The 12673-nt window shown below is 48.6% G+C and carries 9 protein-coding genes; 3 read left to right on the top strand and 6 right to left on the bottom strand.

The window, feature by feature from the left end; genetic code table 11:
* Positions 1-364: 364 nt before the first annotated feature.
* On the top strand, positions 365-2092 hold the full coding sequence (msbA, locus tag BUF15_RS17660) for a lipid A export permease/ATP-binding protein MsbA (protein WP_073615105.1): 1728 nt from the start codon (positions 365-367) through the stop codon (positions 2090-2092).
* A gap of 78 nt (positions 2093-2170) precedes the next feature.
* Here msbA and BUF15_RS17665 read toward each other — a convergent pair whose 3' ends face one another.
* The 6 genes from BUF15_RS17665 to hisI form a co-directional block, all read right to left on the bottom strand.
* On the bottom strand, positions 2171-3961 hold the full coding sequence (locus tag BUF15_RS17665) for a two-component system sensor histidine kinase NtrB (RefSeq protein ID WP_073615036.1): 1791 nt from the start codon (positions 3959-3961) through the stop codon (positions 2171-2173).
* Positions 3962-4048: 87 nt separating this feature from the next.
* A complete protein-coding gene (locus tag BUF15_RS17670; protein WP_073615037.1) occupies positions 4049-5749 on the bottom strand; it encodes a DUF6909 family protein in 1701 nt (566 codons plus the stop codon).
* 283 nt (positions 5750-6032) lie between these two features.
* Positions 6033-6287: a MerR family transcriptional regulator gene (locus BUF15_RS17675; RefSeq protein WP_073615038.1), complete on the bottom strand. Its 255-nt coding sequence runs from the start codon at positions 6285-6287 to the stop codon at positions 6033-6035.
* 114 nt (positions 6288-6401) lie between these two features.
* Complete coding sequence (gene yihA / locus BUF15_RS17680; RefSeq protein WP_073615039.1) at positions 6402-6980, bottom strand: ribosome biogenesis GTP-binding protein YihA/YsxC; 579 nt, start codon at positions 6978-6980, stop codon at positions 6402-6404.
* Positions 6981-7088: 108 nt separating this feature from the next.
* Positions 7089-7961, bottom strand: a complete 873-nt coding sequence (hisG, locus tag BUF15_RS17685; RefSeq protein ID WP_073615040.1) for an ATP phosphoribosyltransferase — start codon at positions 7959-7961, stop codon at positions 7089-7091.
* A 151-nt stretch (positions 7962-8112) separates the two neighbouring features.
* A complete protein-coding gene (gene hisI, locus BUF15_RS17690) occupies positions 8113-8490 on the bottom strand; it encodes a phosphoribosyl-AMP cyclohydrolase (RefSeq protein WP_073615041.1) in 378 nt (125 codons plus the stop codon).
* Between the two features lie 550 nt (positions 8491-9040).
* Here hisI and BUF15_RS17695 point away from each other — a divergent pair.
* Positions 9041-9487: an FKBP-type peptidyl-prolyl cis-trans isomerase gene (locus tag BUF15_RS17695; protein ID WP_073615042.1), complete on the top strand. Its 447-nt coding sequence runs from the start codon at positions 9041-9043 to the stop codon at positions 9485-9487.
* Between the two features lie 295 nt (positions 9488-9782).
* Positions 9783-12659 (top strand): hybrid sensor histidine kinase/response regulator, encoded by a 2877-nt coding sequence (locus tag BUF15_RS17700; RefSeq protein ID WP_073615043.1) that lies wholly within the window; start codon positions 9783-9785, stop codon positions 12657-12659.
* Positions 12660-12673: the final 14 nt, after the last annotated feature.

Below are 12673 nucleotides of genomic sequence, written 5' to 3' on the forward strand. Positions count from 1 at the left end.
TATATTATGCACTCATTTCGATTGTCATAGCATCTATCTAAAGCAACCTACACCACATTTTCGTCACTGGCAGTCCCAATCGTCAGCAGAACCAAATTCACATTCAAAAGCGATCGACACTGTTTCCGGCAAAATAGGCCTTTGGCTTTCTTGTCAGGTAGTGTAAAACTACAGCCGATTTTTCGTAAAGCTCTGCCCAGACAGCCGCAACAAACAAGTAGTGATAATTTCCTGCGCAAATTTCGGCTGAACCTATTCGCATCTTTCATCGTTTCCAGGGATGCGCATCGCCTTCTCAGCAAACAATCCCTGGCCGTTTACCAATCAGGCAAATTTTACCAAGCCATCCTCTCAGTGCACGACAATGACCAATAAAGAAATACTGAATAGACTCTATCAGGTTATCCTGCCATATAAAGGCAAGCTCATCATATCTATGCTGACCATGGTTGTTTTCTCGGCCTTGACGTCCGCTCAGGCATGGATCTTAAAACCGGTTATCGATGATATCTTTGTCAATAAAGACAGCTCGGTTCTCGCCCTGCTGCCTTTTGCTATCATACTTATCTTTCTCTTCAAGGCCATTGCCTATTATGTGTACACATTCCTACTTCAATTTGTAGGCCAGTCGATCATTCGCGACATGCGCACACGCCTTTTCACCCATATCAACACACAGCCGCTTTCTTTTTTCCATGAATACCCGACCGGCAACCTCATCTCCCGGATCATCTCCGACGTTAGCCAGATACAGAATGCAGTTTCCAACGCACTGGTGAGCTCTCTCAGGGACTTTTTCCAGATGATTTTTCTACTGGCCCTCGTCTTTTATCTGAACTGGAAGCTGGCAATGTTTGCCTTTATCATCCTTCCTATCGCCATTTTTCCTATCGTCACTTTGGGCCGCAGATTCAGGAAATTGAGTACCAGGACCCAGGAGGAGACCGCCAATGTTTCCGATAGGCTATATGAAAACATCACCGGTAATCGTATCGTCAAAGCCTTTTGCCGTGAGGACTACGAGGACAAGCGATTTGGATTCCAGATCGACAGACTGTTTTCTGTGACTATCAAAGATGCACGTTTACGTTCACTGCAGCATCCGATAATGGAATTTATTGGCGGATTAGCCATTGCCCTGATCATCTGGCTCGGTGGTAAAGAAGTCATTGCTGGCTCTGCCACCCCCGGCACTTTCTTTTCTTTTCTTGGCGCACTTATCGCGGCCTATGAACCGGTAAAAGCACTCAGCAAGATTAACCCGATTATTCAGCGGGGACTTGCCTCAGCCAACAGAGTCTTTACGCTTATGGACATTGAGCCGAAGATCACTGACAAAGAAGGGGCAATATCCTTACCGCCCTTCACTCGTGATATCGTCTTTCAGGACATCTGCTTCAGCTATGACAATGAGGATCAGGTCATCCATAACCTCAACCTCACCGTCCCCCGTGGTGAAGCGTTGGCTATCGTCGGTTCTAGCGGCGGTGGCAAGACCACGCTGACCAATCTCATTCCCCGCTTTCTTGATATCGACTCCGGCTCAATAGCCATTGATGGCAAAGACATCCGCGACGTCACTCTGGCTTCGCTGCGTCAGCAGATCGCTATTGTCACGCAGCAGACCATTCTTTTTAACGACACGGTCTACAACAATATTGTCTATGGTGATCTGGAAGCATCAGCTGAAGACGTTCGTAATGCCGCGAGCGCCGCCTTTGCTCTCGACTTTGTCGAGAAACTGCCGAAAGGCTTCGATACCATTATCGGCGAGGGCGGGGCAAGATTATCGGGCGGCGAGCGTCAGCGCATCTCCATTGCCAGGGCAATTCTCAAAAATGCGCCAATCCTGATCCTTGATGAGGCCACCTCAGCACTCGACACAGAATCGGAAAGAGAAGTACAGAAGGCCCTTGAGAACCTGATGAAGAATAAAACCACCTTCGTCATTGCCCATCGGTTGTCGACTATTGTCAATTGCGACCGGATCATCGTCGTCAAAGGCGGCAGGATCGTTGAGGAAGGCACCCACGAGGAGCTTCTGGCGCGAAAAGGTGAATACGAACTGCTCTATAATATGCAGTTCAAATAAAAAAATCTGCCGCCGCTCACTGCTATACGTTATTTGCCAGAAGACAGATCTCACATGGGCACTATTTAAGAGAGGGACTCAGGTCACTGCAGGCAACTGCAGTCGAACCTGAGTTCCGCGCCCCAACCTGCTGCTGATGGAGATGGAACCACCATGCTCTTCGACAATTTTGGCTGACAATGCCAGCCCCAGGCCAGTGCCGTCACTTTTCGTGGTAAAATAGGGGTCAAAGAGTCGGCCCATATTCTCTTCTGCTATCCCCACACCATCATCGTTGATGGAGCAGATAAGCCATCCTTCTTCCCGCTCTGTAACAATCCGCAGTTCTCCGCCATCAGGCATAGCCTGTATGGCGTTCAGCATAAGGTTGAGAAAAACCTGGTTCATCCGGTCTTCATCCACCTCCACCAGATCATTGTCTAGCGTCAGGGACGGCACAATCCTGATATTCTGTGCTGCTGCATCTACCCCAACGAGTGTCGACGCTTTTTCCAAAACCTCATGCAGGGCGATCGTTGATGTTTGAAGCTTTTCCGGCCGGGCATAATCTAGCAATTCACTGATCGAACGGTTCAGCCGTTCAACTTCTTGCACTAGTATGTCGGCCGTCCGTCGCCCTTCAGGATCCTCAGCGACCCTACCCTTAAGCAACACTGCAAGCCCTTTGATTGAACTGAGTGGATTCCTGAGTTCATGGGCGACACCTGCGGCCATCCGTCCGAGAGCGGCCAGCCGCTCATTACGTCTCAGCTTAGCCTCCAACTGCCTCAGGTTACTCATATCCTGCAGCAACAAAACATCACCGGTAGATTCACCCTCTTCATCGCTGACTCCAATGATAGTTAAGTAGAGGGTACGGGTATCACCACCTTCGACAGTAATATTTTCCTCATAATTCTGTGGCATACCATTATTTTTTGGCCCGAAGATAAAAGGTCGCGCCAGCAACTCAGGTAATGCTTCGGCAGGGCTTTTACCAACAAGAGTATCTGAACTCATGCCAACCATCTTCTCAGCGGCTTGGTTAGCAAGTTGAATAGTGTTCTTGGAGTCGGTGGCAATCAGTCCAAGCGGCAAGACCTCCACAAGCATATCGTTAAAGGCCCGTATGCGCTGCAACCTGCTCTGAGATCCTTTAAAACCCTGAAGAGTGAGCAACGACAACCATCCCCCCGCTCCAACCAGCAGTAAGACCACTGAAAGAATGACGATCTGCAGCAGCTGTCCATGCACCGCACTGTTGAACTGTTTGAGATCGAGTTCAACCAGTACAATAAACTCCTGGCCCTGCAGCCTCTTGAGCTCTTCCTGCATGTGCTCCATGTCGGGTTGCAGACGACGCATATTTTCCATCATCCTGCCACGCTGCCCATTTGGTGCGAGCCAAGAACGCAGTCTCGTTTTCATATTACTGGCTACTTGAAATCCAGCTTCACCGCCATCTACCCCTTCATGAATTCGAAAAACCGGCTCTTCCTCACCCCCGCTCTGCGCAAAAAGCAATGTTTTCGAATCAACTTTTACGCCGATACGTTCAGGCCTGCTGGTTGCCAGGATTGTCCCACCACTATCCATGAGTTCGACATAATGGATATCTGTCTGGTCGTGCAATTGATCTATGACCCCCTGGACATGGTCCTGCCAGTTGACTGTCCCCCCGCCCCTCCTCTGCCAGCCGGCCCGCATTGAAACACGAACACCCGTCTCCAGAAAACGCATCACTGACAGCCCTTTCTGTAGAAGCGCTTCGGTCATCAAGGCCTTTTCACGGCTATAGTTGTTCACGGCAAAGGCCCCAATGATAAATGCCAGCAGGGTAAAAGCCGCTGCAAGAATCCACGGGCTGACATCGGCAAGACGATTTTTCATGTTTTTATTCTCTGCATGGTGAACGAATTCAAATCACTACTTCAGCCAGAGCCATGCTTTCCCTATTCGGCAGTCTCCCATGTATCTCTATTTTTTTGGCCTGCCCTCAGGATTCAGAATTTTTTCGAGGATAACTCTTGAAATCATGTAGGTCGGCACAATCCCCTCCTCTCCCATGGGACCTGAAGCCAGCGTCTGGCCACTCACTAACGGGTTATCCGAAGCATAATAGGCATAGCGAGTCTTCATTTCCGGATTAATGTGTCCCTGTATTATCGCAGCGTTAATTGCCCGCTGATAATGCCCTCCTTCCATCTCCAAGCCTACAGCCTTCCAGTTAGAAGTGTGGAAACGTTCCAACACATCACGATTCTGAAGCGAAGTCCCGAGTACAGTAACCATCGGTCCGCTGTAGACATCCACCCCGTTTTCAAAATCCGCCGGATTCAGATCATTCTGTACAATATAATTATGCGGCGTCCCTTCCATCACATGGGCAGTCGCAAGCATGATATCGCCTTTTCGACCTGGCAAAATCCCCGCTTTACCCATCACGGAAATCGACTCGATCTGGTAAGTGACGACCTTGTCGGAAAAATAACACGGACAAAGTAGTTCATCCATGACCTCAAAGGCCTGGGTACCGAAAGCATAGTCCATTACCACGAGGACCGGTTTATGCTCACGCACATATTCCATATCAAATGTGCAACTGGGATGTAGGGTTTTCTCATCTATGAGAGCAGTATCTACGATATGAACATCTATATTGGACCCGGACTGATCCTTGTGCATGACAAAGCCATGCTCAGCAGCGTAAGCGCTGACCTCTTTACCCTTACTTCTAATAAGTCGCACCATCTGATATAAATCTTCAGGTACGTCAATTCCTTTTGCCAATAATGCGCCCGATCCGTAGAGGATGTTTCTGATTGAGTGCATATTGGCGCTGATCACATGCAGTGGGCGCTCTTTGAATCCGAGTTCATACAGCCGCTCCTTCAATGATTGAGCCCAAAGTGTTGCATAGGTATGCTGGCCTATCATCTCTCGCAAGGAGGGCGTAAAATAGACAGTCAGCTCATCTTTGCCCTCCTTCTGCTCATCGATCACTCTTTTCCCGATGGTATAAACAATTTTAAACAGACCATTGTTGCTGGCATACTGCTTATGATTGGCATTAAGTGACTCATAGGTTTCCCGGGTCTCTTTATAGGTTCGGCCAAGAATAATGGAAAGATTCCAGATAGCCTGGTCGAGCTCACCACCTTCAGGCATACGTCCTTCCTGTACCAGCCGTTCGAGTTCGCGCCACTCCGGTGTAGTACCATCTATACGGTTGCAGGCCTGATGATATATTTTATGAGCCTCGATATTTAAAAAGGTGATGTGTGTCAGGATATCGTATATCTCACTGAGACCGTGGGTAATGACAAAACACATCTCTTTATCGGAAACAGCATACGAAACCCGGCGCCGTTTCAGCGGAACGATCTTGGAAAACGCTGTGTCCTGGAAGTCTTCCTGGGCAGTGAGAATAAGCCGGGTGCAGCCCTCTACCCCACAAGGCATACGATCGATAACATACTCAAGCCCCTTTAACTCGACGATACGTGGATCGGACATTGATCCATATATCTCAGGGCTTAGCATTTTCAACGCCTCGGCAAGTTTTTCACCGGTTTTACCGGATGGGGTGTAAACCCCCTGCAAGGTCAGGGCATCGGCTATGGTTTTAAATGTACGAATAGCGGTGCGCGCCTTCTGGGATTTGGATAGTTCCTGCATGCCTGCTCCTATAATAAACATTCAAACAGAACCATTGCGCATTACCTGCGAATGGAGACTGTCCTCGAATCGGGCAATGATTCAATTACTCTATAGCCACTAACTATAGTGACTATAGTACCAGTTTCATTTATTTTCCGCCGAATCCTTTTTGAGGTGGTGATGGAAATAATTCAAGAAGTCCCGGCGAAACCGTATGGTATTTCATGCAAAAAAGCAGACCAGAGATTGTAGGTGACAGAACAAAGAGCAAGACAGGAGAACAGAAGAAATGGAGCGGGTATCAGGCGGAAACGGTCATACAGCAACTGTTGCATTCTCGGGCATGACGAATTTCGGACAGTTCATGTGAACTCAGGCCAGCGTTACCGTGTTTTATGATATAGACCAGACAGTCGCTGCAGATATCAGCCAGAATATAGTCGAGACTACCAATCACTTCCCAGCAGGGCTTTCCGGCAACACTACTTGCAGGACAGCCATCTGGCCGCGAACACTGACGAATCTGCCAACATGCCCATTCAGACAATTCAGACACCGACCCCTCCCTGTTCTATTCATCGAAAAGATGTCGAGCCGGACAGGCTCGACCGGTAGAGTGCAAGGCAGCCGTTTACGGTATGCCGCTCACAGGCTGTATCAGAATTTATCTTTACAGATATTTTGTCAGGGCTGCAATCAGTTCTTCACGCCCCTGACCTGTTTTTGCGGAAAAGAGAATACGATCTTCCTGACGGATACCATGGCCGGCATCAAGTAGTCTGGCGTTTTTCCCACGCTCGTTGCCAGACAGCTTGTCAACCTTGGTATAGACCGGTACACAGGGTATTCCCTGCTGACCAAGCCAGTTCAGCAACTGGGTGTCGGTCGGCTTGGCTTCATGGCGGATGTCCAGAATAACTACCACACATTTTAACTGCTGGCGGGTTTCAAGGTAGCTGGTAATTAACCCCTGCCAGCTGTTTTGCATGTCTTTGCTGACCTTTGCAAAGCCGTAGCCAGGCAAATCGACCAGATGATAAGAATCATCTACCAAAAAGAAATTCAGTCCCTGTGTTTTTCCGGGACGCCCGCTCACTTTAACGAGACTTTTACGACCAATCAATGCGTTCATCAAGCTTGACTTGCCCACGTTGGATCGACCGGCAAAGGCTATTTCAGGTAGCTCCTCGGTCGGCAATTGCCGCTCACTGTGCACACTGAGTACGAATTTCACATCATGAAAATTCATTATTGTCCCTTGTTGTGGAAGTCCTGTTTACCGGCAAGCAACTCAATCAGCAGTTGCCACGAAAATGGAAGTGGCCTGAGCGCTTCAAACGATCAGGCCACTGATGGTTCATATTACTTTATTCAAAGGATATTCGATAATCCCTTCGGCGCCCTTTTTTTTCAGTTGTGGGATAAGGTCACGAACGATATCTTCACTCACCACGGTTTCGACCGAGTACCATTTTTGGTTGTAGAGATGGGCAATAGTCGGCGCGTTAAGACAGGGCAGAATATCAACGATATCTTCCAGTTTTTCTTCCGAAATGTTCATTTTCAGACCAACAATCCGGTCCGCTTTCAGTGCCCCCTGCAGCAGCATGAAGATATTTTCAACCTTCTCGCGTTTCCAGGGATCCTGCCACGCCTCCCTGTTGGCGATGAACTGGGTGTTCGATTCCATGAGATCGTGAATAATCCGTAAGCCGTGAGCACGGATAGTCGATTCAGTCTCTGTTACCTCAACCACGGCATCAACAAGGCCAGCAACAACTTTTGCCTCGGTGGCACCCCAGCTGAATTCAATGTCGACATTAATTTTCTTTTCAGCAAAAAAACGTTTGGTAACATTGACCAACTCGGTGGAAACCTTCTTACCTTCCAGGTCTTCCAGGGTCTTAATATCGGAATCTCCAGCTACGGCAATCACCCAGCGAGTCGGCTTTCTGCTTACTTTGGAATAGATCAGGTCACCAACCAAAACGGTGTCTGACTCGTTTTCCATGGTCCAGTCCTTGCCGGTGATACCAGCATCAAGCATGCCACTTTCGACGTAGCGCGACATCTCTTGCGGGCGGCAGATGGAACAAGCCAGTTCCGGGTCGTCAATCTTCGGGAAATAATTACGTGCCGCTGGTTTGATCAGCCAACCAGCCTTTTCAAAGAGTGCGATTGTGGCATTTTCCAGGCTTCCTTTCGGAAGGCCAAGCTTCAACTGATTCATACTATTTCTCCATCTCATTTAGATATTGGTATCGTCAAAAGTAGCGACTACCAACGGTTCAACTATTTCACTCGTCAACGCACGGTGTACGTTTCACCCAACAAGGCTTCTCACGAGTCTATCAATTGGTGTCAGGAACCGACAATGCGGTTCATTTTTTTCCGTATACCATCTCAGGGTCAAACAGTTTCTCACCTTCTGTGATCAGCTCACTGCCCTGTACTTTTCGATGAAAGCAGGAACGATGCCCAGTATGACAGGCTGCCCCTCCAACCTGCTCCACCAGGAAAATTACAGTATCCTCATCACAGTCTACCAGGATATCATGAATTTTCTGGACATGACCTGATGACTCACCTTTCAGCCACAGTTTCTGTCTCGATCGGCTCCAATAATGGGCCGTTCCGGTTTCAAGGGTTTTCTGCCAGGAAAGCTCATTGATATAGGCAAGCATCAATACTTCCCTTGTCTCATAATCCTGCGCTATCGCCGGTAGCAGACCATCAGCGGATTTTGCAAAATTCAACATAACCTTACTCATTTGTTTGCAGTGAAATATTGCCGTCATCCGGGTTGCAACCGGAGTACGGCCGTTTTATCTATGTATTTTCCAGCTACTCTTTCACGGAAATTTACAGAGGCACATAGACTGTTTTTATGAAGACAGTGAATGGTTCGCGGTAGAGGAACTTTCCGCGCACCATCTCCAGGTTCGAAACGAAAGACCTGCTCGACAACATGAAAAACAGGGCCTCCGCAGCAAGACATTCCTGCAGCAACCTTCATAACCGTCAATACCGATTGTCGTTATTGCGATGTGCAGTATTCCTTCACAATCCGATCGGAGCAGCACAAAACGGTTCTTCAGGTCTTAATAAAAAAGTGAACTCTGCACATTACGGACATGGCAGATCTTTGTCAAGCAGAAGAACGGTTTTTTTCCAAAACCTCATTAGACTTGAAAAAATTGAGCTAACCCAGGTATTATGTCTGCCCCATACGTCAAATCTGGCCGGAACCAGGGTTTGCCCGATCTATAAACAGATCCGACCCATTATTTATCAGGAGTTCAACGAGCTATGAGTACAATTGAAAAGAACGATATCGTTACCATCGCTTTTATCGGTAAACTGGATAACGGTGCCGAGTTCATGACAGTTACCCAGGAAAACCCGATGAAAGTCCATGTCGGCGCCAGCGAAATGCCACCTACCGTCGAAACAGCGCTTCTCGGCCTCAAAGTCGGCCAGACCAGGAAGGTACGCGTTTCGCCGGACGAAGGCTATGGCCCCCGCCAAAAAGACCTTCTTCAGACCATAGAAAATCCCGAATTCATAGAAAAAATCAAGCCACGCCCAGGCATGATACTCTCTCTAAAGGTAGAACGTGAAGGCGAGGAGCATCAGGTTCCGGCTACGGTCATCGAAATCAACGACAAATCGGTGGTTGTTGATTACAATCATCCCCTCGCTGGGCACCACCTCAACTACGACATCACCATTCTCGATATCCAGAAAAGTAGCTAACCACTTTGCCCCCAGAAGGCCTTTCGCAACGTTTGGTAATCGCACCTGTTGCAAGATTCTTGTCTTTTAAGAAGAACAAATCGGTTTTGGCTCAGCTTTAAAACCGATTTGTTCTCTCAGTAACTATCTAATGTATCGTTTCTCAATCATCCCTTAACCTTTTTCTCACAACTTCAACGAGAATTATCAGCACTTCCCAATATTTCTTTTGGAAAAAGGCCTGTACATTCACTAATCGGTATGTATTAATTAAGTAAGTTGTCCGCCATTAATACTGATTGTAGGGAGTTATCATATGGAATTTGAAGATGATGAAATACTGCAGGGCTTTATAGAAGAGTCTCTGGAGCATCTCGCTGACATCGAAAACGACCTTCTGACCATCGAGGAAGGAGGGGCGAACATTGACGAAGAACTCGTCAACAAGGTCTTTCGTGCGGCCCACTCTATTAAGGGTGGCGCAGGATTTATGGGGCTTACCTCAATTCAGGAATTGTCCCATGCCTCCGAGAACGTCCTTGGTCTTATCCGCAGTAAAAAGTTGATCCCAAATCCGGAGATCATTAACGTGCTGCTCCTGGCCTCAGATCAGCTCAGGCAGATGATCGAGGATGTGCAAAACAGTAACGAGGTTGACATATCCGCTCACCTCGATCCTTTGAATTCGATTTTTGACGGCACCTTTGCTCAGGCAGCTGCAGCTGAACCCAAGAAAAAGGCTACAGCTCCGAAGAAAAAAGCTGCTGAGCCAGTTGTCGAGATTGAGCCGGAACCAGAACCGACAGTCGCGGAACCGGAACCAGAGCCCGAACTGGCAGAGGAAGAGGACGTACTGGATCAGGAAGACGAGGAAATCGAAGAAGAAGAGGACATTCCTGCAACCGTTGTCAGTAATCCACAAAGAATACAAGATACAGACCAGGCTAAAAAAAGCACTCCTGCCACCAAGGTTGAAACCTCGATTCGAGTCAATGTCAGTTTGCTTGACTCTCTTATGACCTTGGCCGGCGAACTGGTCTTAAGCCGCAACCAACTTCTACAGACCATCGGCACGGATGACTTCCGCAACGCTGAGACCGTCGGTCAGCGCATCGACCTTATCACTTCCGAGTTGCAGGAAGCGATCATGCTCACCAGGATGCAGCCCATCGGTAACGTCTTCAACAAATTCCCGCGGGTTGTCCGTGATCTCTCGAAAAAACTCGCAAAAAAGATCGATCTTACCATCGTTGGTAAAGATGTCGAACTCGACAAGACTATTATCGAGGCAATCAACGATCCGCTTACGCACCTGATCCGTAACTCCGTGGATCATGGCATTGAGATGCCGGCCGAGCGCAAGAAGAAAGGCAAACCGGAAACCGGATTGGTCATTCTTAAGGCCTACCATGAAGCCGGCCAGGTGGTCATCGAGATTCGCGATGATGGTAAAGGGATCGACGGTGATGCTCTTGCCGCCAGTGCTGTTGCTAAAGGGCTGCTCACCGCTGATCAGATCAAGGTGATGTCTGAAAAAGAGAAGGTTAACCTGATCTTTCTGCCCGGCTTTTCTACTGCCGCCAAAGTAACCGATGTTTCAGGTCGAGGCGTTGGGATGGATGTGGTCAAGACCAATCTCGATCAACTGGGGGGTCATGTCGACATTCTTTCTGAAGTTGGCCTCGGCACCACCATCTCCATCAAGCTACCGCTGACATTGGCCATTATCCCCTGCCAGATCATCATGACGGGCGATGAGCGTTATGCGATCCCTCAGGTGAATCTTGAAGAATTACTACGGATTCCTGCCAATCAGGTAAAAGAGCGGGTTGAACGAGTCGGTGACGCTGAAGTTGTTCGACTGCGCGGCAATCTGCTTCCGCTTATCCGTCTCTCTGATGTTATCGGCCTTGATCGCACCTTCTGGGATGACAAAGATCAGACTTTCAAGGAAGATCGGAGGGAGATGATATCTGACCGCCGAAGCAAGGCATCGCCGCTCTTTGGTACCAGTGACAAGTCACAATCCGAACAGCAACAGCGACCCAATCGCTCTGTGATTGATCGCCGTTACGCTGCCAGCAGCGCTTTAAACATAGTTGTCGTCTCCACCGGAGCTATGAAATACGGCCTTGTCGTCGATCGACTTCTTGACTCCGAAGAGATCGTTATCAAGCCGCTAGGTCGTCATCTCCAGCAGTGTAAAGGATACGCCGGCGCCACCATCATGGGTGACGGCCGAATCGCCCTTATTCTCGACGTTGCCAACCTCGCACGAATGTCCAACCTCACTTCGCTTGACGGAAGTGATCGTGCGACGGAAATCGCTCACTCCATGGAAGAAGCGATCAAGGCGAAAAAAGACAAACAGGCCCTGCTGATTTTCCGCAGTTCCGAGACAGAGCAGTTTGCCGTTCCGCTCAACCAGGTTGAGCGTATCGAAAAGATCAAGGCTTCCGATATCGAGATGCTTGGCGGTAAACGTGTTATGAAATACCGTGGCGGCAGTCTTTCTCTTATCCGGGTTGATGATCTGGCCATGGTACAACCGCTTGCCGATTACGACAATCTACTGGTTATCGTATTCAATGTCGCCAAACACAATGTCGGTTTACTCGCTATCGGCCCCATCGACGCCCTTGAGATAACTGCAGATATTGATGACATCACCCTAAAGCAGCCAGGTATTATGGGCTCGCTGATTATCGATACCCACACCACCATGCTGGTCAATATCTTTGAACTTGTCCAGAACCTTTTCCCGGACTGGTTTGACAGTATAGAGGTGTTTGATGCAGTAGAAACCACCGATGGTTCTGCACCGACCATCCTGCTCGCCGAAGATTCCAACTTTTTCCGCAACCAGGTAAAAGGGTACATGACCGAAGCTGGCTATGAGGTCATTGAAGCGGAGGACGGCCAGATAGCGTGGGATCTTCTTCAGCAAAATCGTGAGGTTATATCGATGGTCATTACCGACATTGAAATGCCGAACATGGATGGTTTCCAATTTACCAAAACCATCCGCAGCGATCCACGCTTCACGGGATTGCCGGTCATTGCCCTGACAACCCTGGCTGCCGAGGAAGATGTCGCCAAGGGTATTGCTGTGGGAGTAAACGAATACCATCTCAAGCTCGACAAAGAAAAGCTGATGACCTCTGTCCATCATTTTATGAAACAGCGATATTGACAGTCAGGCTTGAC

Origin of the sequence: Desulfopila aestuarii DSM 18488 (assembly GCF_900143695.1) — a bacterium.
GTDB classification, from domain to species: domain Bacteria; phylum Desulfobacterota; class Desulfobulbia; order Desulfobulbales; family Desulfocapsaceae; genus Desulfopila; species Desulfopila aestuarii.